At 36.6% G+C, this 23,174-nt stretch carries 24 protein-coding genes; 16 read left to right on the forward strand and 8 right to left on the reverse strand.

Annotation, left to right across the window (positions count from 1 at the left end; translation table 11 throughout):
- Nucleotides 1-90 precede the first annotated feature (90 nt).
- Nucleotides 91-1,059 carry a cyclase family protein gene (locus tag OL225_RS17070; RefSeq protein WP_264519030.1) on the forward strand — a complete coding sequence of 323 codons (969 nt, stop codon included), beginning with the start codon at nt 91-93 and terminating at the stop codon, nt 1,057-1,059.
- A gap of 243 nt (nt 1,060-1,302) precedes the next feature.
- On the opposite strand, the gene OL225_RS17075 is transcribed toward OL225_RS17070, so the two are convergent.
- The 3 genes from OL225_RS17075 to OL225_RS17085 form a co-directional block, all read right to left on the reverse strand.
- Complete coding sequence (locus tag OL225_RS17075; RefSeq protein ID WP_264519031.1) at nt 1,303-1,746, reverse strand: carboxymuconolactone decarboxylase family protein; 444 nt, start codon at nt 1,744-1,746, stop codon at nt 1,303-1,305.
- Nucleotides 1,747-1,753: 7 nt separating this feature from the next.
- On the reverse strand, nt 1,754-2,185 hold the full coding sequence (locus tag OL225_RS17080) for a DoxX family protein (protein ID WP_264519032.1): 432 nt from the start codon (nt 2,183-2,185) through the stop codon (nt 1,754-1,756).
- A gap of 63 nt (nt 2,186-2,248) precedes the next feature.
- Nucleotides 2,249-2,821, reverse strand: coding sequence for a Crp/Fnr family transcriptional regulator (locus OL225_RS17085; RefSeq protein ID WP_264519033.1), 573 nt, complete (start codon nt 2,819-2,821; stop codon nt 2,249-2,251).
- Nucleotides 2,822-2,886: 65 nt separating this feature from the next.
- Here OL225_RS17085 and OL225_RS17090 point away from each other — a divergent pair, with 65 nt between their 5' ends.
- From OL225_RS17090 to OL225_RS17105, 4 genes are all read left to right on the forward strand, one after another.
- A complete protein-coding gene (locus OL225_RS17090; RefSeq protein WP_264519034.1) occupies nt 2,887-3,252 on the forward strand; it encodes a DUF1304 domain-containing protein in 366 nt (121 codons plus the stop codon).
- A 543-nt stretch (nt 3,253-3,795) separates the two neighbouring features.
- On the forward strand, nt 3,796-5,046 hold the full coding sequence (locus OL225_RS17095; protein WP_264519035.1) for a quaternary amine ABC transporter ATP-binding protein: 1,251 nt from the start codon (nt 3,796-3,798) through the stop codon (nt 5,044-5,046).
- Nucleotide 5,047: 1 nt separating this feature from the next.
- On the forward strand, nt 5,048-5,875 hold the full coding sequence (locus OL225_RS17100) for an ABC transporter permease (RefSeq protein WP_047373711.1): 828 nt from the start codon (nt 5,048-5,050) through the stop codon (nt 5,873-5,875).
- 1 nt (nt 5,876) lies between these two features.
- Nucleotides 5,877-6,731: a glycine betaine ABC transporter substrate-binding protein gene (locus OL225_RS17105; protein WP_264519036.1), complete on the forward strand. Its 855-nt coding sequence runs from the start codon at nt 5,877-5,879 to the stop codon at nt 6,729-6,731.
- A 292-nt stretch (nt 6,732-7,023) separates the two neighbouring features.
- On the opposite strand, the gene OL225_RS17110 is transcribed toward OL225_RS17105, so the two are convergent.
- Nucleotides 7,024-7,401, reverse strand: coding sequence for a winged helix-turn-helix transcriptional regulator (locus OL225_RS17110; RefSeq protein ID WP_264519037.1), 378 nt, complete (start codon nt 7,399-7,401; stop codon nt 7,024-7,026).
- Nucleotides 7,402-7,493: 92 nt separating this feature from the next.
- Here OL225_RS17110 and OL225_RS17115 point away from each other — a divergent pair, with 92 nt between their 5' ends.
- Together OL225_RS17115 and OL225_RS17120 are read left to right on the forward strand one after the other, a co-directional pair.
- Nucleotides 7,494-8,483 carry an NADP-dependent oxidoreductase gene (locus tag OL225_RS17115; protein WP_264519038.1) on the forward strand — a complete coding sequence of 330 codons (990 nt, stop codon included), beginning with the start codon at nt 7,494-7,496 and terminating at the stop codon, nt 8,481-8,483.
- Between the two features lie 3 nt (nt 8,484-8,486).
- The gene (locus tag OL225_RS17120) at nt 8,487-8,957 is read left to right on the forward strand and encodes a cupin domain-containing protein (protein ID WP_264519039.1); all 471 of its coding nucleotides are present in this window, start codon (nt 8,487-8,489) and stop codon (nt 8,955-8,957) included.
- 175 nt (nt 8,958-9,132) lie between these two features.
- Here the strand turns inward: OL225_RS17120 and OL225_RS17125 are convergent, their stop codons facing one another.
- Nucleotides 9,133-9,594, reverse strand: a complete 462-nt coding sequence (locus OL225_RS17125) for a thioredoxin family protein (protein ID WP_264519040.1) — start codon at nt 9,592-9,594, stop codon at nt 9,133-9,135.
- Nucleotides 9,591-11,660 (reverse strand): TonB-dependent receptor plug domain-containing protein, encoded by a 2,070-nt coding sequence (locus tag OL225_RS17130; RefSeq protein ID WP_264519041.1) that lies wholly within the window; start codon nt 11,658-11,660, stop codon nt 9,591-9,593. The genes OL225_RS17125 and OL225_RS17130 overlap by 4 nt, the downstream gene beginning before the upstream one ends.
- Nucleotides 11,661-11,783: 123 nt before the next feature.
- Between OL225_RS17130 and OL225_RS17135 the strand changes: the two genes are divergently transcribed.
- From OL225_RS17135 to OL225_RS17175, 9 genes are all read left to right on the forward strand, one after another.
- Nucleotides 11,784-12,935 carry a homogentisate 1,2-dioxygenase gene (locus tag OL225_RS17135; RefSeq protein WP_264519042.1) on the forward strand — a complete coding sequence of 384 codons (1,152 nt, stop codon included), beginning with the start codon at nt 11,784-11,786 and terminating at the stop codon, nt 12,933-12,935.
- 172 nt (nt 12,936-13,107) lie between these two features.
- Nucleotides 13,108-14,619, forward strand: coding sequence for a succinate CoA transferase (locus OL225_RS17140; protein WP_047373703.1), 1,512 nt, complete (start codon nt 13,108-13,110; stop codon nt 14,617-14,619).
- Between the two features lie 217 nt (nt 14,620-14,836).
- Complete coding sequence (locus OL225_RS17145) at nt 14,837-16,111, forward strand: acetyl-CoA hydrolase/transferase family protein (RefSeq protein WP_047373702.1); 1,275 nt, start codon at nt 14,837-14,839, stop codon at nt 16,109-16,111.
- Between the two features lie 139 nt (nt 16,112-16,250).
- Entirely contained in the window at nt 16,251-17,042 is a 792-nt protein-coding gene (locus OL225_RS17150; protein WP_264519043.1) for a hypothetical protein, read from the forward strand.
- Between the two features lie 234 nt (nt 17,043-17,276).
- Nucleotides 17,277-18,407, forward strand: a complete 1,131-nt coding sequence (gene hppD / locus OL225_RS17155) for a 4-hydroxyphenylpyruvate dioxygenase (protein ID WP_047373700.1) — start codon at nt 17,277-17,279, stop codon at nt 18,405-18,407.
- Nucleotides 18,408-18,477: 70 nt separating this feature from the next.
- Nucleotides 18,478-18,939 carry a hypothetical protein gene (locus OL225_RS17160; RefSeq protein ID WP_047373821.1) on the forward strand — a complete coding sequence of 154 codons (462 nt, stop codon included), beginning with the start codon at nt 18,478-18,480 and terminating at the stop codon, nt 18,937-18,939.
- 52 nt (nt 18,940-18,991) lie between these two features.
- Nucleotides 18,992-20,239 carry a fumarylacetoacetase gene (gene fahA, locus OL225_RS17165; RefSeq protein ID WP_264519044.1) on the forward strand — a complete coding sequence of 416 codons (1,248 nt, stop codon included), beginning with the start codon at nt 18,992-18,994 and terminating at the stop codon, nt 20,237-20,239.
- Between the two features lie 30 nt (nt 20,240-20,269).
- Nucleotides 20,270-20,677 carry a GxxExxY protein gene (locus OL225_RS17170; RefSeq protein WP_264519045.1) on the forward strand — a complete coding sequence of 136 codons (408 nt, stop codon included), beginning with the start codon at nt 20,270-20,272 and terminating at the stop codon, nt 20,675-20,677.
- 61 nt (nt 20,678-20,738) lie between these two features.
- Nucleotides 20,739-21,563: a flavin reductase family protein gene (locus OL225_RS17175; RefSeq protein ID WP_047373698.1), complete on the forward strand. Its 825-nt coding sequence runs from the start codon at nt 20,739-20,741 to the stop codon at nt 21,561-21,563.
- Between the two features lie 195 nt (nt 21,564-21,758).
- On the opposite strand, the gene OL225_RS17180 is transcribed toward OL225_RS17175, so the two are convergent.
- Together OL225_RS17180 and OL225_RS17185 are read right to left on the reverse strand one after the other, a co-directional pair.
- Nucleotides 21,759-22,265 (reverse strand): hypothetical protein, encoded by a 507-nt coding sequence (locus OL225_RS17180; protein ID WP_264519046.1) that lies wholly within the window; start codon nt 22,263-22,265, stop codon nt 21,759-21,761.
- A gap of 49 nt (nt 22,266-22,314) precedes the next feature.
- Nucleotides 22,315-23,157, reverse strand: coding sequence for an alpha/beta hydrolase family protein (locus OL225_RS17185; protein ID WP_264519047.1), 843 nt, complete (start codon nt 23,155-23,157; stop codon nt 22,315-22,317).
- Nucleotides 23,158-23,174: the final 17 nt, after the last annotated feature.

Below are 23,174 nucleotides of genomic sequence, written 5' to 3' on the forward strand. Positions count from 1 at the left end.
AAATCGATACAATTCCATCTGTTATCCGACTTTAATAACGTCCCTCTCCCATCTTCCAGCATCCCTCCCTTAACCCCAAACCTCATAAAAATGAAAAATAATCTGATCAAAATGTTCGGGTTAGCTACTCTGCTGACTATAAACAGCATGAGTTTAAAAGCTCAGACACTTGTCAATCCGGAAGATCAATCATGGTTTCCTTCTGCTTACGGAGCACAGGACGAAATCGGAGCCGCCAATTTATTGACTCCTGAAGTTGTAAAACAGGCTCTGCGACTCGTGAAACAGGGTAAAACGTTAGCACTTGCCGTTCCTATTGACAAAAACCTTCCGGCTTTCAGACACAGAAGTTTCAATTTATATAATATTCAGCCTGGAGAACAGGGCGGAAAAAGTATAGGTCCCAATAAATTTACATTCAATGATGAACTTGTAAACGGATGGACCGGAGTAGGAACACAGTTGAACGGTATCGGACACATCGGAATTGACAACACCTACTACAACGGAAATAAAGCAACAGACTTTGTAACCGTAGAAGGCGTAAAAAAACTGGGTGTTGAAAAAGTACCTCCTTTCGTTACTCGTGGTGTAGTCCTTGATATGACGGCCCATTATGGAAAATCAATAGTACCCGGAGGAACAGAATTTACGGTAGAAGACATCAAATCTGTTTTAAAGAGACAGGGACTTACTCTAAGAAAAGGAGACATCATTCTTTTCAATACCGGATGGCTTGAATTAATTGGTAAAAACAACCAGCAATTCTTAGAAACAGAACCGGGAATTGGAATGGATGCCGCAAAATGGCTTGCCGATCAGGGAATCGTAGCTTTTGGCGGTGACACATGGGCTTCTGAAGTATATCCTAATCCGAAAAGTAAAGAAGAATTTCCTATCAACCAGTTTATGCTGGCTAAAAAAGGAATTTATAATCTGGAACTGATTGACAGCCGTCCTTTGGTAAAGCAAAAAGTCTGGGAATTTTTATTCGTACTTGGACAGCCTTTATACATAGGTTCTACTCAGGTGAATGTGAATCCTGTAGCTATTTATTAATTTAAATACTAAAAACATAATTTGAGAAACAAAGAGACAATGTAATTCCGGTTTAAAAAAATAAAATTAACCTTAGAATTTATTTTTAGAATTAATACCCAAACTGTGTTACACTGTCACTTTGCATCTTGCATTAAAACGGCCTTTCAAAATTTGAAAGGCCGTTTTTAATAAAGTAAACATCCGTAAAATAATGCAGTTTCAATCAACCTCCATCTTCCAGCACCCTGCTTCCTTACTTCACTATTTTGCAATCGGAAGATGAGTACTTACTGCAATTCTGTTCCATGCATTGATCGTAATAATCGCCATAATAATCTGAGCGATCTGGTTATCATCAAAGAAAGACTTCGCTTTCTGATACGTTTCTTCTGTTAAACCTTTATCGCTGATCAGTGTAATTTCTTCTGTCATTGACAATAGCACCTGCTCTTCTTCAGTGAAAAATTCTTTTGCTTCCGTCCATCCGTTCAGAATAAAGATTCTTTGAGGGTTTTCTCCGTATTTGATGGCATCTTTTGTATGCATATCAAGACAGAAAGCACATTTATTGATCTGTGAAGCTCTGATCTTAATCAGCTCCTTCTGAATGTGTGTTAAAGAAATAGTTTGTAAATACCCTTCCAATCCCAGCATTGCTTTATATGCTGCTGAATCTACTGTTGCAATATTTATTCTTGCGCTCATAATATTATTATTTTTTGATTAATTGATCTATACTTAAAGAATAATGTTGTTGTACTGCCAGTAAAAGCGCGGCGGCACTTCCCACCCATACAGAATAGTTCAGTGGGGCTTTTGGTCCTGATGCAATGGTCATGGATATGGCAAAAATCAACAGCAGGATACTGCTTCCATAGGCTGCAAACTTTGTTTTAAATCCAAAGATCAGCATCAAAGGAAAAAGAATTTCAAAAAAGGTAGCGGCATACGCTGAAACCGTACTCAAAGACTCCGGAAGGAAAAATGTAAGCTGTCTTGTGTATTCTTTAAAACTCTCCATGTTACCCCATGATGAGTTTTCTTTGCTCCATAATCCGAACCGGTCTGCCACTGCAGAAAGCATGGTTACACCAAGAGCAAGTCTTAAAAATAGCTGCGGAAATTGATTTTTGGTCTCTGTCATTGTATTGGCTTTTAATAACATGACAAATTTCCGGTTTCTGATCCGTAAAAATCTTAAACTGGTTTAAGATCGTAATTTTGCCCTGATTTCGCTTAAATATTCCGGAGTAAAACCTAAAAAGGAAGCAATTAAGTATTGCGGAATTCTCTGTATAAACCAAGGATACAACGTACTGAAATGCACATAATATTCTTCTTTCGTCATCTCATAAATATAACGGATCCTTTTTTCGGCAGCAGCATAAGCCGTTTGATACACCATTCTGAAGTAACGTTCCATAACGGGATGTTTTTCCAGCAAAAGCTCCTGAGACTGAAAATCAATGGCCAAAATTTTGGAATTTTCTACAGCCTGAATATTAAAATCTGATTTCATCTGTTTTTCAAAAGCAAAAGTATCAGACATCCACCAGGTTTCAATAGCAAATTCTGTGGTTTGCTCTACTCCTTTTTCGTTCACAAAAAATTTTCTCAGGCACCCTTCCAATACGAAATATTTAAATTTACAGATATTACCTTCAACCATCAGATTTTCTTTCTTCTTCACTTTTAAAACCTGAAAAAAAGATATGATAGAGGAAAATTCCTCATCGTTAACTGTAATGAACTTATCTAAATGTGCCTTGAAAGTTTCCATTGTAATATTTAGTAATCAAACTTAACTTTATTTTTTTAGTTTTACAATGAGAAAAATATTGAATCATGGAAATTGTTGCTAAAATTCTGATTGCCATTGTTGCACTGGAACACCTTTATATTCTTTGGATGGAAATGTTTGCATGGGAAACCAAAGGAAAAGAAGTTTTTAAAGCAGCTTTGCCTGCTGAAATGTTTAAACCTACCAAAGGACTCGCTGCCAATCAGGGACTTTACAATGGTTTTCTGGCTGCCGGACTGATTTGGTCGTTTTTGATTAAAGATCCGCAATGGCAGACCAATGTGGCATTATTCTTTTTAGGATGTGTAGCTGTAGCAGGAATCTATGGAGCAGTTTCTGCCACAAAAAAAATATTCTTCGTACAGGCACTGCCAGCAATATTGGCAATTATTTCCGTTTTACTGAAGTAATTCTTATCGCTCATATTTGTAAAAATCTCCTTCAGAATATTTACCATGTCAATATGCTCTTATCTTTAGTGGTAAGGGAAAAATTGCTCTGTCTATCACATTCCATAACCAGACTTAAAACCAGCTTCTTACGTACCAAAAAAACCATTTAATATAAAATTCGTAAATTTGCATCGTCATAAAAAATTGATATACAGGTTTTTTATGCTGATCTGCATTCTGATGAAATGTAGAAATTCAAGTTGTTCAGTACACATATCTGTAATTACCTCATCCGTAATTTAATTGTAGAATTTATGTAGAAGATTAATCTCTTTTTACATACTACACTCTTTTTCTAGAGTATAATCTAATTGAAATATTTAAAAATAAACATAAGGCCCAATGGTCTGTATGCTCTTATTTTTTGTTAAAAGCTTTTATCACTATAAGCTCTGCAAATTATTTTGCACTATCGTCATCAGCAGAACAACAAAGATTAAACGTATATAATGAATTGGTGTACAATTTTTTATATCATTTATTAATTCAAAAATTCTGAATATGGAAAAAAATGAAAACAGTAGAAAAGTAAAACTTAAAGTTGAAGACCTGACTATTATTTTTGGCAAAAACAAAGAAAAAGCACAGGAACTTTTAGACAAAGGCTTTTCCAAAAAAGAAATTCTTGAAAAAACAGGATGTACCATAGGAATCAACAAAGCAAGCTTTGAAATCTATGAAGGTGAATTCTTTGTCATCATGGGATTGTCAGGAAGTGGAAAATCTACACTGCTGCGCTGTCTTAACAGACTGAATGAACCCACTTCCGGAAAAGTATACATCAATGATGATGATATTACAAGCAAAAACAATAAGGAACTTCTGGAAGTAAGAAGAACGGAAATGAGTATGGTATTTCAGAAATTCGGATTGCTGCCCCATCATACTATTTTAGATAATGCAGGTTTCGGACTGGAAATCAGAGGAGAAAGCAAAGCTTCCCGTGATGAAAAAGCACAGAAAGCCCTGGATATTGTAGGATTGAATGGCTTTGAAAATCAGTACCCTTCCCAACTTTCAGGAGGGATGCAGCAAAGAGTAGGATTGGCAAGAGCTTTGGCAAATGATCCTGAAGTTTTACTTATGGATGAAGCCTTCTCCGCACTGGATCCTTTGATAAAATCTGAAATGCAGGATCAAATGCTTGAACTACAGAATACCCTTCAAAAAACCATTGTCTTCATTACCCACGATTTGGACGAAGCCATTAAAATCGGAGACCGCATCGTCATTATGAAAGATGGTGTCATAGAACAGATAGGAACAGCCGAAGATATTTTAACCAATCCTGCCAGCGACTATGTGAAAGCATTCGTAGAGAAAGTAGACCGTAAAACAATTATCACTGCCAGATCCTTGATGTTTGATAAAGCCACGGTAGTACGTTTCAGAAAAGACGGTCCTGAAGGAGCTTTAAGAAAAATGAGAGCTACAGGTCTGGAAAACTTACCTGTAGTAGATTTTCAGAATAAATTTCTGGGATTTGTCACCCTTAATGATGTTGTGCGCATCGCCAAAAAGAAAGAACCTACAGTGGAATCCATTATCAACAGTAATGTCCCTTCAGTTTATCCGGAAGTTACGGTTGAGGAAATGTTACCATTAATTTCCGGAAGTAAATCAGCCATCGCTGTGATTGATGAAGACAGTAAGTTTCTAGGTCTTATTACCCAGCTATCACTTGTCATAGAAGCTACCAAGTTTAACGAAGAAGAGATCATAGAATTAAAAGAAATCGCAAACAACCAATAAGATGAATAAAACTATAGATATAGGTCAATATGTAGAAACTGCAATCAATTGGCTCACAGAAAATGGAAAACCTGTATTTGATGTCATAAAACATGTAGGAAATTCCTCTATCATGGGGATTGAATGGATTCTTACAAACACACCCTTTTATGTTATCATTCTCTTTTTTACACTGCTAGCATTATGGAAAGCCGGAAAAGGCATTGCTGTAGTCACTGCAGCCGGGCTGAGTTTAATATTTCTAATGGGACTATGGAAAGAAACGATGGAAACTCTGGCGCTTATTTTTGTATCCACCATTACGGCCCTTATTTTTTCTATTCCTCTGGGAATTTTGGCTGCTAAAAGCAAGATAGCAGAAAAAATCATTCGTCCCTTACTGGATTTGATGCAGACCATGCCCGCATTTGTTTACCTGATTCCTGCCGTACTGTTTTTCAGTATTGGTAAGGTACCCGGAGCTTTTGCAACGATTATTTTTGCGATGCCGCCTGCGGTTCGATTAACAACATTGGGAATTGAAGCCGTTCCGAAAGACATTGTAGAAGCGGCAAGGGCTTTCGGTGCCACTAACCGTCAGATTTTGTTTAAAGTAGAACTTCCTTTAGCGATGAAAACGATTTTAACCGGGATCAATCAAACCATACTGTTATCCTTATCTATGGTTGTTATTGCAGGAATGATTGCCGCAGGTGGTTTGGGAGAAAAAGTACTGGAAGGAATTAATAATCTGGATATCGGATTAGGATTTGAAAGTGGTTTATCCGTAGTGATTTTAGCCATTATCCTGGACCGTATTACTCAGGGATTTGTAAAGAAAAAGCAATAAGATGAAACAATTAAAATATCTGTTTTTCCCCGTTTTAATGTTGATATTTATAGCATTAAGTTCGTGTGGAAACATAAAAAATTCAAAATACATCACCATAGGAATGGTAGACGGCTGGGCGGAGGATGTTGCGATGACGCATGTTGCAAAAGCCATTCTGGACAAACAGGGTTATCATGTCATTATTCAAAAAGCATCTACGGATATGATTCTGGCTTCGATGAATAATGAAGATACAGATCTTTTCATGGGAGTCTGGCTTCCTTACACCCATGCTAAAAAACTGGCTAAATTCCCAGGATTAGTTCATCTTGGAACCAATTATGACAACGGACGTATAGGATTGGTTGTTCCGGAATATGTTCCGGTTAAATCCATTGAAGAACTCAATCAGCATAAAGATCAATTCAATCACAGAATCATTGGAATTGAAAAAGGAGCCGGATTAACCACCGGAACAGATAAAGCTATTATTGATTATAAGCTGGATTATCAGCAGATCAACTCCTCTACCATTGCCATGATCACCGAATTACAGAATGCCATACAACGAAAAGAATGGATTGTAGTTACCGGATGGCAGCCACACTGGATGTTTGGAAAAATGAAACTTAAGTTTCTGGATGATCCTAAAAAGATATTTGGCGAAGCAGAACAGATTAAAACCTATTCCAGAAAAAGCTTTGGTAAAGATCATCCGGAGCTGGCAAAATTCTTTTCCAAAGTCCATTTTGATGATGAAAACATGTCTGATCTTTTAATGAAAATGGAACAGAGTAAAAACAAAGAAGCTACTGCCAAAGAATGGGTGGAAGATCACACTGAACTGGTACAGTCATGGTTAGATAAAAATTAATAAACAATTTGGTATTATTAAAAAATCCTCAACTCTACAAGAGTCTGAGGATTTTTTCATCAACATAGATTATTTGATCTTTTCTCTATGAAGCAATATTGATTAGTAATCGCAAAAGCGCAAAGAAATTTAATAACATACTGCTTTAAGGCGCAATAAAATTAAAGATTTTCACCAAGTTTATTTCAGTTAAATTCAACAGAATTAAATTTTATCAAAGATAAAATCCTTGCGCCTTAAGGCATATTTAAAGGAAAATTCTTGCGTCTTTGCGTTTTCCAATATCTCATAACTATCCCATTGATTCTTTGATTTTTTCCCGATGGATTATTCCCCAATTCACCAAAGTTTCCGTCACAGGAAATACTGATTTTCCATATTCCGTCACGGCATAAGTTACAGTAATAGGTTTTGTATCCTGAATCGTTCTTGTGACCAGGAGATTGGTTTCCAGCTCTTTTAATTCCTTACTCAGCATTTTAGCGGAAATTCCTTCTATACTTCGTTCTAACTTTTTAAAATGAATCATCTGATCCGGTCTGTTCGTCAGATACCGTAAAATCATCAGTTTCCATTTTCCTCCCAATACATCCAGGCTGTCCCGCATTGCGAACAGTTCTTCCGTACAGCTGGCTTCTCTTTCGATGCCATTTTCTATGATTTTTGCCATAATAGTTTCATGAAGGTTACTAGTAACCATTAGTTAACTAGTAGCAAATATAAACTATTACCGCTTTACATTTGTGTATCAAATTTTAAAGTATGAAAGCAGTTATTTTAAATAAAAACGGAAAGCTGGAAGACGGATTTGCAGAACAGCCTCAGCCCAAAAGCAATGAAGTTTTAATCCAGATTAAAGCAAGCGGTTTCAATCCCATAGATTACCAGATGCTGGAAAATGAGCTTGAACGAAAACTGATCAGTTCCCCGATCTTAGGAAGAGAATTGTCAGGAATTGTAGTGGATAAAGGTTCAGAAGTTACAGAATTTAATATTGGTGATGAAGTCTATTGTGGCAGCGGTTCCATGGGAAGCAACGGTACCTATGCCGAATATATTGCTGTCCCTGAAGCTATTGTTTCTTTTAAACCTCATAACATCTCTTTTGAACAGGCCGCTGCTATTCCTTCAGCAGGCCTTACTTCTTTACAGATCTTTAATCGTCTAAAACTAAATCCAGAAAATACAGTTTTGGTAACAGGAGCAACAGGAGGCGTGGGTTCATTTCTGATTAAACTTTTATTAGCTCATAATATCCGGAAGATCACAACAACTGTTGGGAGTGAAGAAAACAAACAAATTCTTCTCAAGCTGGGTTTAAAAGATCATCAGATCATCAATTATAAAGAAGAAAATCTGATTGAGAATATTGTAAAAGCCAATAACAATCAGCTTTTCGAATATGGAATTGATCTGGTTGGAAATTACATATCGGAAGTGACAGCAGAAGTTTTAAAAATTAACGGAACATATGTGGATGTGACAGCTTTGGTCACTAAAGATGCCCATGAAGCTCTGTTCAATAAAGGAACTCTGATTATGAATATCTCCAATTATACTTATGGAATGGTTAAAAAGTATGAATATTACAAAAACAGTTTGCTTGAAATAAAGAAACTTATCGAAAATGAAAAGATCCTTCCTCCTCAACATAAAATAGTAGGAACTCTTTCTTTGGATACCGTTCTGCAGGCGCATTCTATTTTAAAGAACAATCAGGCCCAAGGTCATAAACTTATCATGAAACATTAATCTATGAACACAATACCAAGACGAATCGTAACAGGAACGAAAGACGGAAAATCTGTTATTACAGAAGACCAACAGGTAGAAAATGCTGTGGAACATTTCCCGGGATTAATAATTTCAGATGTGTGGAACACTCAGACAATGCCAGCCAATTTAAACTTTGAAATCAAAATTCCTAATACCGGATTTCCACAAACTCCTAAAAATGGAACTTATTTTCGATATGTAGTCGTTCCTCCTGATAAAGACTTAGGAATAGAATGGAAAAAGAATGAACCTCATCCGATGATGCACCAAACGCCCACACTGGATTATATCATTATCCTTTCCGGTGAGCTTTACCTCGTTATGGAAGAAGGGGAAACGCTTCTGAAACCAGGAGATATTGTCATTCAAAGAGGAACTAATCATGCATGGAGCAATCGTTCTGATGAACCTTGTATTCAGCTGGCAGTGTTGATCGATGCAAACATTTAAATTTACACGGCTACATAGGATTTTACACCATTGTCATTCTGACGAAGGAAGAATCTCATGTAAAGCTTAGATTCTTCATTTCACTGCGTTACATTCAGAATGACAGCGTCATAATAATAAGATAGCAGGATTAATGTGAAATTGTATATAATTGTCTAAATTTAAATCTCACACCTTACAAAGCAGAAATCTCTAAAAGCTTCTGCTTCATTTTTTCAGGGGTCATCTGCCCTTCCTGATAATACACCAGATTCTGATGCTTATCCAGGAACACCCACAAAGGATAAACAGGCTGATTTTTATTCTTTGACAAAGCCAGCGCCAATTCATGAATTCCGGAATTTCCGTTCTGCAGATATTCAAACTCCTGATTCTGGAAATGAATTTTCTCCTTCGTTTTTTCCGCCTCGAAATTGACAAAATAGAAATGATCATTGATCATATCAACCAGCTCTTTATCTTTACTCATACGGAAAGACTCAATCTTACAGACCACACACCAATCTGTATAAAGGTGAATAACAACCGGTTTTGGATTTTCTTTCTGCTGAACTTCAAGATCAGAAAAAGTGCCTGTCTTCATCTGAGACAGATAAAAACAGGGCACTAACATTAAAAATAAAGTTATTTTTTTCATTTTAAAGTATATTTTACTCCCAGGAAACCTCTGATTCCCTGCATCGGTGCATAACCGTATGCTGTATCAAAAGTATAATGATTAGGATTATTGATAGGATCATCAACATGTTTATCAAAGGGATCAAATGGTCTCATTAAAGGATCTTTAGGTCTGAAATTGAATAAGTTTTTCATTCCGCAGTACACTTCAAATCCAGATTTGAAACTCTTGGACACCTGAATATTAGCCAGAGAATAAAAGGGTGAATATTCAGGGCGGTAGTCGTTCACTAAAACAGGAAGTCGCATTGGTCCGTAGAACTGTCCTGTAAAATCGATGGTCAGGTTATTCTCGAATTTATAAGTCAGGTTATAAGTACCACTCCACTTCGGGGCATGCAGCTGTTGTGTTTTTTGATTTTCATTATCAAATTTCTGATAGACATCCAGATAAGTCACTCCAAGATTGACACTCAAAGGAAACTGAAAACTAAAATCCACATTCAAGGAAGCTCCTCTTGAAATTCCGTATCCGTGAAGATTATCATAAATAATTTTATTAGGATCAGAATCAAAATCCCCTACGATTTTATTGCTGAAATAAGTATAGAATGCAGAAGCATCAAGATTCACAAGACGGTTTCCTACCGGGATTTTCCAGATATAATTCAGATTTCCATTCACTGATCTTTCCGGTTTAAGATCAGACTTTACCACCACTTCCCTCGAACCTGTCAATGCAGCATGATCTTCAGTAAATAAATTCACCACTCTGAAGCCCGTTCCAAAATTGAAACGCAGCGTATGATACGGATTGGGTGAAAACTTCCAGGCTAACCTCGGTGAATGTACAGAATGATGTACTTTATCATAGTCATATCGGTATCCAAGCAACAAAGTATTTTTATCATTGATTTCCCACTGATCCTGAATAAAGGCACCCCAGATCGGAGATTTCATTGGCGCATTGGTGATCCCGTCTGAGGCTAATGTTCCGGGTGTATTGTCATCGTAAAAAGTCCTTTTAAAAGTAAGTCCGGCAGTGATATCATGCTTTCCGAAGCTTCTGTCCCAATACGTCTGTACAAAAGCTACTTTTTGTGTGGCATTGAACGGATTGGATCCGTAAAATGAGTTCTGGTCATGATAATTGTAGGAAAACTGAGTCACGATATGTTCCTTCAAAGGCCATTCATACAATCCGAAAACCTCTGCTCTATTGGTATAAATACTTTCTCCATATACCTGATCACTGCCTCGGTAAGATTTGTTCCACTGCATTTCTCCTCCAAAACGGTCTTCATACAGATATCTCATCGCAAAACTCGCCTGCCTGTTTTCTTTTCTCTGAAAATTCCATTTGTTAAAAACTGAAATCCTGCTCTGTAAAGTAGCATCGGTGAAATTATCTTTATTCTGATCTATTCTTTCCTGAAAACTAAAATAATTTAAACTTAATAATGAAGCGGCATTCTTTCCTACATTGAACTTGGTGGAAAGATCCAGATTATTCTCACTCCAGGTACTCGTCATCATATCTACACTTAGCCTAGGAGCGGTCAAAGCATTTTTAGTAATAATATTTATCACTCCTCCCATTGCTTCAGAACCATAAATAGATGATGCAGGGCCTTTTACCACCTCTATCCGGTCTACCAGACTGTTTGGGATTCCACTCAAGCCATATACTGTGGAAAGTGAACTCACAATGGGCATTCCGTCAATCAAAATCATGGTATAAGGACCTTCCAGACCATTGATATGGATATCTCCTGTATTACACACAGAACAATTCAGCTGAGGTTTTACTCCATTCACCATAGCAATGGCTTCAAAAATGCTGGGAGTCGGATTTTTCTGAAAGAATTTCTGACTGTAGATTTCAACTGCTACAGGACTTTTTGACCTGCTCATCGGTTTTATGGTACCGGTAACTACTACATCTTCGATGTTACTCGTCTTGATTTCCCTCTTCATAACTTTTGCAGAATCCTGACTCTTAGTATGCTGTAAACTCAAACTGTCTGTCTCCTGCGCAAAACAATAGGTTGATAAAAAAGTAATAGAAAATAATATTCGCTTCATGAAATTATAATTGTTAGACAAATCTAACAATTATTTTTCAAATACAAAACTTAATCCAAAAAATATAGATTGAGCCAATTCATGAAAAATGATTAAATTTGAGAAACTACATAAGAAAGTAAAATGAGATATCATCTAGCGGGAAATATCCCACCAAAAAGACATACGATCTTTAAGTCTCCGGAAGATAAATTTTACTATGAACAGCTCTTCGGTACAGAAGGCTTCCATGGTATTTCTTCCCTGTTATATCATATCCACCGCCCTACACAGATTAAATCTATCGGTGAGCCAAAAGATGTCACGCCAAAAATAGCTGTGGAAAAAAACATCGCTCCAAGAATGTTTAAGGGGATGAATGTGACTCCTGAAGACGATTTCATGGACAGCCGAAAAATCCTTTTGATGAACAATGATTTGAAAATGGGATTGGCTAAGCCGAGAAAATCAATGGATTACTTCTACAAAAATGCGGAATGTGATGAGCTTTTATACGTTCATAACGGAACCGGAATATTAAAAACTTTTGTAGGAGATCTTGAATTCATTACCGGAGATTATCTAATTATCCCGAGAGGAACCATCTATCAGGTAGAGTTGAAGTCTGATGATACTGTATTTTTTGTGTTGGAAAGCCACTCTCCTATTTATACTCCGAAGAGATACAGAAATGAATTCGGACAGCTTTTGGAACATTCTCCATTCTGTGAGAGAGATATGATTGCTCCTACTTATAAAGAACCTGTGGACGAGAAAGGAGAATTCCTTATTAAAGTAAAAAAAGAAAACCAGATTACAGATTTCATCTACGCTACTCACCCGTTTGATGTAGTAGGCTGGGACGGATATTTTTATCCTTATAAATTCAATATTAAAAACTTTGAACCCATTACCGGAAGAATTCACCAACCACCGCCGGTTCACCAGAATTTTGAAGGACACAACTTCGTTGTTTGTTCATTCTGTGCAAGAATGTATGATTATCATCCACAGGCAATTCCTGCACCTTACAATCACTCCAACATTGATTCTGATGAGGTATTGTTCTATACAGAAGGTGATTTCATGAGCCGTAATCATATTGATCTGATGGACTTTACCCTTCACCCTGGAGGAATTGTACACGGACCTCACCCAGGCGCTATGGAAAGAAGTATCGGAAAAAAATTCACGGAAGAATATGCTGTAATGGTAGACCCTTTCCGTCCTTTAAAAATCACCGAAGAAGCTTTAAAAGTAGAAGATCCTTCTTATAAAACTTCATGGCTGGAATAAAACAGTAAAATTATCAGAAAAGTATTACTGAATACATACAAAAGACGCTTTAAATCCTTTATTTAAAGCGTCTTTTTTCGTAAATTTGTAAGGTATGGTTAACATATTTAACCATCATTATTTTTCATGACGCATCCTAAGTAATGGTGGTTTAAAACAAAATCAATATTACATGTTAGAAAGAATCAGATTAGAAAGTTTACACCAAAAGGTAACCACAGCGGAAAACGCTGTAAAAATCATTAAAGACGGTATGACCATCGGGTCCAGCGGCTTTACAAAAGCAGGTGACAGCAAAGCCATTTTACCTGCACTTGCAGAAAGAGGAAAAACAGAAGACCTGAAAGTCACTTTGATGACAGGAGCTTCACTGGGGCACGGTACAGACGGAAAGCTTGCAGAGGCCAATGTTCTAAAGAAAAGAATGCCATTTCAGGTAGATCCTATCTTAAGAAACAAAATCAACAATGGTGAAATTCTCTTCATCGACCAGCATTTAAGTGAAAGTGCCGAACTTCTTCACACTAAAAATCTTCAGAGCATTGATGTAGCTATTATCGAAGCTGCCTATATTGAAAGAGACGGGAGTATTGTTCCTACAACTTCTGTAGGTAATTCAGTGACATTTGCAGCTTTGGCTAAAAAAGTGATTATTGAAATCAATACGGAAGTTCCTGAAGAAGTATACGGAATTCATGACATATACCAGGCTGAAGACTATCCTTATAGAAATGTGATTCCTATTGTAGCTCCATGGAATAAAATCGGAAGAAAAAGCATTCCGGTAGATCCTGAAAAAATTGAGGCTATTGTTTTCACCAACCGTAAAGACAGCCCGGCAGATATTGCAGAACCGGACGAGAAAACAACGGCTATCGCCAAACACCTTCTTGCATTCTTTGAAAATGAAGTTCTTTTGGGACGACTTACTGACAGATTACTTCCTCTTCAGGCAGGTATTGGTAAAGTAGCCAATGCTGTTCTTACAGGATTCAAAGACAGTAATTTTTATGACCTGACGATGTTTTCCGAAGTGCTCCAGGACAGTACATTTGACCTGATAGATTCCGGTAAGCTAAGCTTTGCATCTGCATCCTCCATTACTGTTTCTCAGGAATGCTATGAAAGAGTCTTAGGAAACCTCTCAAAATATAAAGAAAAGTTCGTTTTACGACCTCAGAATATTTCCAATACTCCGGGACTGATCAGAAGATTGGGTGTAATAGCCATCAACACAGCTATTGAGTTCGATATCTATGGAAATGTAAACTCAACTCATATCGGAGGAACAAAAATCATGAACGGAATCGGAGGTTCCGGAGACTTCGCAAGAAATGCTTATTTAAGTATTTTCGTTACTCAGGCAGCTTCAAAAGGCAACAATATTTCCCATGTTCTTCCAATGGTTTCTCATACCGATCATACAGAACATGATGTAGACATTCTGGTAACCGATGTCGGATTGGCTGACTTAAGAGGATTGGCACCAAGAGAAAGAGCACAAAAAATAATTGATAATTGTGTTCATCCGGATTATAAGGAAGAATTACAATCATACTTTGACAGAGCTTGCGAAAAAGGAGGTCATACCCCTCATTTACTGCATGAAGCATTCAGCTGGCACCTAAGATTCTCCGAAACAGGAAGCATGAAACAGAAAACAGCTGTTGAAACCTCCAATTAAGATTTTCGATAAAATAATAAATGATATAAAAGGACTGAATGCGAATGTATTTGGTCCTTTATCTTTTAAACTGTCTCTAGCTTATTTATATGATAAAAGTCTTTACAATATCCTCAAAATATTTATATGGATATAAAATTATAAAGATTATCTTTGAAAGAATAGAAGCATTTTATGCAATAAAAATACTCTTAACACCCTTCAAAAAAGACAAAATATGAATAACTACATCAGTGCAGAAGAAGCAATATATACGATAAAAAGTGGAAACCGAGTATTTTTCCATGGCAGTGCATGTACCCCGAATTATCTGATTGACGAACTAGCAAGACAGTCTGCCCGATTGCAAAATGTAGAAATGGTTTCCATCACCCAGCAGGGCAATGTGGAAATTGCAAAACCGGAATACAAAGACAGCTTTTTCATCAACTCTTTATTTGTTTCCACTCCTGTTCGTGATGCTGTGAATTCTGACCGCGGAGACTTTGTTCCCGTTTTCTTAAGTGAGATTCCTATTTTATTCAGAAAGAACATCCTTCCTTTAGATGTAGCTATTGTCACCGTTTCTCCGCCAGACAGACATGGTTTTTGTACTTTGGGAACTTCTGTAGATATTGCAAGAGCAGCTGTAGACACGGCGAAAATCATCGTTGCCATCGTCAATCCCAGAATGCCAAGAACCCATGGAGACGGAATGATCCACATCAGCAGAATCCATAAACTGGTCTGGCACGAAGAAGAGCTTCCTACCGTAGATTATGGGTCAAAAGTAGGTCCTGAAGAAATGCTTGTAGGAAAAAATGTGGCTGAGCTTATTGAAGACAGATCTACCCTTCAGATGGGTATCGGAACTATTCCTGATGCTGTTTTAAAATGCCTTACCAACCATAAAGATCTGGGAATTCATACAGAAATGCTGAGCGATGGTGTTATTGACCTGATTCAGGATGATGTAATCAACAATAAATACAAAGGGTATAATGATAATAAAACCATTACAAGTTTCTGTTTCGGAACCAGAAAACTCTATGATTATGTGGATGACAATACCGTATTTGCTTTCAGAGATGTAAGTGAAGTAAACTTCCCGATCAACATCATGAGAAACAAAAAAATGGTAGCCATCAATTCTGCCATTGAAATAGATCTGACGGGACAGGTATGTGCAGATTCTATCGGAACAATGCAATACAGCGGAATTGGGGGACAGATGGATTTTATGCGTGGTGCTGCATTAAGTGATGACGGAAAACCTATCATAGCCATTACTGCAAGAACGAAAAAAGGGATTTCCAGAATTGTTCCTTTTCTTAAACAAGGTGCGGGCGTAGTCACTACAAGAGGCCATATTCACTATGTAGTTACTGAATATGGAACTGCTTATTTGTATGGGAAAAACCTTCGTCAGAGAGCACAGGAACTCATTAGCATTGCCCATCCGGACGATAGGGAAATGTTGGAAAGAGCTGCTTTTGAAAGGTTTAAACACTGATAATCAAATCATAAAAATTTCAAAACTGTGTTTTTACTTGAAACCTTAAAACAAATTTTGAAATCATCACTATAAAATGATAAAAATACATTAATATTTTGGCAGTATATTTGATAAAACTCATTCAAAAACATGGAAATTGAAAACTATATATAATTCGATACGAGAAGAAGTGGTAAAACATTCCAAAGTAAGGAATTCTGTTTTGGGGAATGTGAGTGAATGGAAGAGAAGCCATTATATTATTCTTTCCGAAATTATTAAAGATGAACTTTCTGGAGCTGAGGAACTGAAGGGAGGAAAAAAATTTGAAATTGGAAATACCATTTCACATGTTACCCTGCAGCGTTTTTTTGAAAATGATTATCAGGATAAAACCCATAGTGATCTCAGGTTTCTGAAAACACTTGATAAAATCTGTATTTTCTTAGGATACAAAGATCTTAACGACTATATACTTGCTGTAAGATATAAAAAACAAGATGATAAAGATATTGATAATCAATCATATCTTACGCAGATGGTTTACGATTACTGTGCAACAGCTTTTGAGTTTTATAAACTGTTTCCCACTCACAATACTGAACTTTTAAAAGATCTTGTATTTGATGATTCTCCTTTCCTGGAAAGAGCATCACAATTCAGCAAAGAGCTGTGCGACAAAGATTTTCATCTGGTTACTAAAAACAACCGATCCAATTATGAAGTTTTTGATATTCATATCGTTACAGATGAACCTGACAAGAAAATACTGGAATCTCAGGAATTCTGGAATCTTCTGTTCAAAGTAGGAGAAACCGGAGAGGAACATTTTGTCAATCAGCTGAGTACTCAGATTTATTTTATCAGAAAAATAAATAATACCTGGAAGATATGGGATAATTATAATCCAGATGCCGGAATGTTAAACAGAAAGATCGAAACAATATAAAAAGAAAGCCGCAGAGAATCTCTACGGCTTTCATGTTTCGAAATATTTTTTTCACTTGTCTTTTGTATTACAAATGTAAGTAGCCGATTTCAAACGTAAGAAACTTAAATATACTTAAGTAAACTCTTCTTCAACTTTATGTTAAATATATTCAATGAATCCAAGGGAATATTTTCGCAATGTCTAAGTTTTTTGTAATTTGCATACCAATAAAATAAAAGTAAAAGAGAAAATATGTCAACACTTACATTTGCCGAGAAAATAGCTCAAGCAGAAAATTTCTTACCAATTAATGGTACAGATTACATTGAGTTTTATGTAGGAAATGCAAAACAGGCTGCCCATTATTACAAAACCGCTTTCGGTTTTCAGTCTGTAGCTTATGCGGGTCCTGAAACAGGAGTAAGAGACCGTGCATCTTATGTGCTTCAACAAGGAAAAATCAGATTGGTATTGACTACCGGACTTAAATCTGACTCTCTTATCAGCGAACACGTAAAAAAACATGGTGACGGAGTAAAAATTTTGGCACTTTGGGTAGATGACGCTTATGCAGCTTTCGAAGAAACAACTAAAAGAGGCGGTAAGCCATATTTAGAGCCTGTAACTTTAACTGATGAGCATGGTGAGGTAAGAATGTCCGGTATCTACACTTATGGAGAAACCGTTCACATGTTTGTAGAAAGAAAAAATTACAAAGGAGCTTTCATGCCTGGATATGAAAAGTGGGAAAGCAACTATAAGCCTGAAGAAGCAGGTTTATTATATGTAGACCACTGCGTAGGAAATGTTGACTGGAACAGAATGATCCCGACTGTAGAATGGTATGAAAAAGTAATGGGATTTGTAAACATCCTTTCTTTTGATGACAAGCAGATCAATACAGAATATTCCGCATTGATGTCTAAAGTAATGTCTAACGGAAACGGATTTGCAAAATTCCCTATCAACGAACCTGCTGAAGGTAAAAAGAAATCTCAGGTAGAAGAATATCTTGATTTCTATGAAGGAGAAGGCGTACAGCACATTGCTGTTGCTACGAAAGACATCATCCATACCGTAACTGAATTGAAAAAACGTGGTGTAGAGTTTCTTTCTGCTCCACCAGAAGCTTATTACGACATGGTTCCTGAAAGAGTAGGTCATATTGATGAAGATCTTAAAAAACTTCAGGATTTAGGTATACTTATTGATCATGATGAAGAAGGATACTTATTACAGATCTTTACCAAGCCTGTAGAAGACCGTCCTACTCTATTCTTCGAAATTATTGAAAGACACGGTGCTCAAAGTTTTGGTGCCGGAAATTTCAAGGCTTTATTCGAAGCATTAGAAAGAGAGCAGGAAAGAAGAGGTAATCTTTAATTTTACATTAAAAATATAGGTTTTGTCAGAATACAATATTCTGGCAAAACTTTTTTATAAAACACAGTATATGAGAAAACTTTTAATTGGGATTTCCCTTTTAGGAACTCTGGGGCTTAAAGCTCAATATGGTTCATTGAATGAAATCCTTAACCGACTTGAACAAAGAAAAGGCATTAATCAGCATCTTGAAAATGTAAATATTGACAACAAAAAATTTATTTTCATCAAAGATGAAGCTGATCATACGGAACGGGACTTTATTATTATCAAAGGGAACAACGCCACTTACGTAGAAGTTTTCGATGATAAAGCTACAGGAGAAAGCAGCTCTAATGTTTTCACCGGTGATATCGTCAGGAAAAAAAATATTATTTCTTTAAGAGCAGATATGCTTGAAAATAAAAAAATCCCAATGCCTGTTACGAAAACGTTATTGTTGACCCAGCAGGATAATATTCTCTATCTTATTGATGTCAATACCAGAGACAGATGGATAGATGAAGCATCTTACTCAAAAAAGGCAAAATAAATATTCTGAGGAAACACTCAGCAATATTTTAATCTAACTAAAATCTAAACTTATGAAATCATTTGTAGACTATTCCTCAAACTCGGATTTTTCTATACACAATATTCCTTTCGGAGTCGCAGTTTTTAACAAAGAATATATCGGATGCTGCACAAGAATCGGTGATCAGGTAGTGGATCTTGCTACCTTATACGATCTTGGTTATTTTGAAGATATTGAAGGATTGGACGACAATGTTTTTGAAGCTTATACCATCAACGAATTTATCGAGCTGGGTAAACCTGTTACCAATGCTGTTCGTACTAAAATTCAGACATTATTACAGGAAGGATCAACATTATCAAAAGATCAGAAAACCATCGAAGAAGCCTTCTACGACCTGGATAAAGTAAAAATGATGATGCCTGTTCACATCCCGAACTACACAGATTTCTACAGCAGTATCGAACATGCTACCAACGTAGGAAAAATGTTCCGTGATCCTGCAAATGCTTTATTACCCAACTGGAAACATTTACCGGTAGGTTACCACGGAAGAGCATCTTCAATTGTTGTATCCGGAACAGAAATCAACCGCCCGAAAGGTCAGATGAAACCTGCAGAAGCAGACAAGCCTGTTTTCGGGCCATGTAAACAACTGGATTTTGAATTGGAAATGGCCTTCATTATCAATAAAAATACGGAGATGGGAGAAAGTATTTCTACAAAAGATGCAGAAGATGCCATCTTCGGAATGGTAGTTTTCAATGACTGGTCTGCAAGAGATATCCAATCCTGGGAGTATGTTCCGCTAGGGCCATTCCTTGCGAAAAACTTTGGTTCTTCTATTTCTCCATGGGTTGTTACACTTGAAGCTTTAGAGCCATTCAGAACAGCATCTCCAGTGCAGGATCCGGAAGTCTTAGATTATTTAAAATTTGAAGGTGATCAAAACTACGATATCAACCTTGAAGTCTATATCCAGCCTGAAAACGGAGACCAGAACCTGATTTCCGAAAGCAACTATAAACACATGTACTGGAATATGACTCAGCAGCTTGCGCACCACACGGTAAACGGATGTAATGTGGAAGTGGGAGATTTATATGCCAGCGGAACCATTTCCGGAAGCGATCCAAAATCTTTCGGTTCTATGCTTGAATTGACATGGAGAGGACAAAATCCTTTATCATTAAGCAACGGTGAAGAAAGAAAATTCATTGAAGATAATGATACGGTGACCATGAAGGCATGGGCTGAAAAAGATGGTGTAAGAGTAGGTTTCGGGGAAGTTTCCGGTAAAATTATTCCAACACTTTAATTTTTTACCACAAAAGTCACAAAAGGATTTATGATTACACAGTCCTATTTAACAGATCTAACATATAAGATAAATGGTGCTTGTATAGAAGTTCACAAAGTTCTGGGGCCTGGTTTATTGGAAAGTGTCTATCATAAATGCCTGGAAGAAGAACTTAGATTGAGAAATATTAATTTTAAGTCTGAGCTAAAAGTTCCAGTATATTATAAAGGAAAAGAAATTAATTGTGATTTCTTTTGTGACTTTTTAATTGAAAACTTAATTGTGGTAGAATTAAAATCAGTGTCAAAATTAACAGAGATTCATAGAGCTCAACTTCTAAATTATATTAACTTAATGAAGAAACCAAAAGGCATTTTGGTAAATTTTAATGTGAAAAATTTATATCATGAAGGACAGGAAACCTTCGTAAACCAATATTATGATATGCTTTTTTGAACTTTAAAAATTAAAGATGTTTTAGCTTAAAACTTTTGTGCCTTTTGTGGTTAAATAAAATATGAAAACAGTAATCCCCTCCGAGATAACCTCCGTACAACTTCAGACGATCATGCAGACGGCTGTTTCACCGCGTCCGATTGCTTTAGCGTCTACAGTAGATAAAGATGGTACAATTAATTTATCTCCGTTTAGTTTTTTTAATATGTTCAGTACGGTTCCTCCGATTTTGATTTTTTCACCATCGAGAAGAGTCCGTGATAATACAACCAAACATACGCTGGAAAATGTTCTTGAAGTTCCGGAAGTAGTTATTGGAACTGTGAATTTTCCAATTGTACAGCAGATCTCTTTAGCTTCTACAGAATATGAAACCGGAGTCAACGAGTTTATCAAATCCGGACTTACCATGAAAGAGGCGGATCTTGTACAGCCAAAACTGATTGAAGAATGTCCTGTCAACTTTGAATGCAAAGTTTTAGAGGTAAAATCATTGGGAGATCAGGGTGGTGCCGGAAATCTTGTGATCTGTGAAGTACAAAAAATTCATATCAGAGAAGAATATCTGAATGAAGCCGGAAATCTGGATCAGAAAAAACTGGATATGGTAGCCCGATTAGGCAGTAACTGGTATTCCAGAAGCAATGAAAACAGCCTTTTTGAGGTACCCAAACCTTTGGTAACAAAAGGAATCGGCTTTGATCTATTGCCTGATGCTATTAAGTACAGTAAAGTATTTACAGGGAATGACCTTGGAATGCTTGCCAATACAGAAGTATTACCTGCAGGTGACTTCCATGCGGATGACAATATTCACATGGATGCCCAGAAACTGCTTCTTGAAAGTAAAGTTGAAGAAGCATGGGTTTTACTCACTATACAATAAAAAAGCGGCCTGAAATTTCAGGCCGCTTTTTTATTGTAAGCTGGAAGCTAGAGGCAGAAGGCTCGAAGTTTATAGAGCCTTAAAGTAACCTTTGGCTAGTTTAACAAACTATTTATTTTGATTTCAATAGATATCGAATGCCGTTCATAACTTCCCGCTTCGATCTTCCCGCTTCCCTTCTTATATCTTTTATCTTTACTTCGCTTTCAATGTTTCAGAAACCGCTATTTTCCCTTTTTCAGCAAAGTCTGTTACCTTTCCGTTTTTATCAATAGAAACATTCAGATTATCATTCTTGGCATCGTAATAAATATGTGTTGCATATCCCGGGCAGTCATGCTGCTTGCATCCTGACAGTTTGTAAATTCCGTTTTCTGTTGTGACAGGACTTTCTACGTTGAAATTCTTTACCATTTCATCATATTGGGCTCCTGCAAGCTTCTTTAATCTTTCTGTGATACTTTTATCTTCAAACAATTTGATATCATGTGGATATTTACCCACATTTTTAGTGATAATATTATCCGGAGCCGGTGCAGAAGGAGGTGGTGATGCTACAGAATCATTTTTTGTAATTACAGAGTCTTTAGGCATTACTGTAGCCAAAGTATCTGTGTTTGCTGAAGATTCTGTTTTTGCTTCTTTTTTACACGAAACAACACATAATGAGAGCGCGAATGCGCCTGCAATAATTCTTTTCATAATTATACTGATATGGTGGTTAATTTATAATAACGCAGTTTTAAAGGTTTTATTTCAATTTTTCTTTGATAAAATCAATACATTTTTCGGTTACAGTATTCAGGTCTTTTGGTAAATCCTTTTCTGCCCATGGTTCTTTTGCTCCAAAAGTATGATTGCCCTTTTCAATCAGAAACAGTTCAGAATTTGGGTGAAGAATATGGAGATGTTCGGCCTGCTTTACCTCTACAGCTTCATCATCTGTTCCATGAATAATCAGCATATGAGTTTTTGCCATTTCCGTTGCCCGTTCTACATCAAAACGGTGAACATTCTGCTCATAATCTTCATAAAACTGATAATAGTGGGGCATTTCCTGTTGGGTACGTCCGTTCAGTGCATAATACACCCCATTACTTTTCCAGTTCTCAAAAGCTTCTCCTTTTGGAAAACGATCTAAAGTATCTACACTCGCCAAGGTAATCAACCCGTTGATTCTTTCATCTTCGGATGTTTTAATAATAGAAATTCCTCCTCCCCTGCTATGACCTATCAGAACGATTTTTTCATCATCCACATGCGGATCTTTACTAAAGTGATCAATGACCACTCCAAGATCAGAAAGCTCTTTAGAATAATTATTGTTCCCAAAGGCTTCCAGATCTCCAAAGTTATGTGGATCTTCCGTCGTTGTTCCGTTATGGGAAAAATTAAACTTGACGAAGAAAAAACCTGCTTCAGCAAACTTTTCAGCCATCAGATTCCAGGCTCCCCAATCTTTATAGCCTTTATATCCATGAACAAATATTACCAGTGGAAGCTTTTTTTCAGTATCCGGATAAAAAATATCAGCAAGAAAACCTTTTGTTTCTTTATTTTCTAAGTATATATTCTTTTCATTAATCAAATTCATAAAACAAATGGGATTTA

The sequence above is a fragment of the Chryseobacterium viscerum genome (assembly GCF_025949665.1).
Lineage (GTDB): Bacteria > Bacteroidota > Bacteroidia > Flavobacteriales > Weeksellaceae > Chryseobacterium > Chryseobacterium viscerum_A.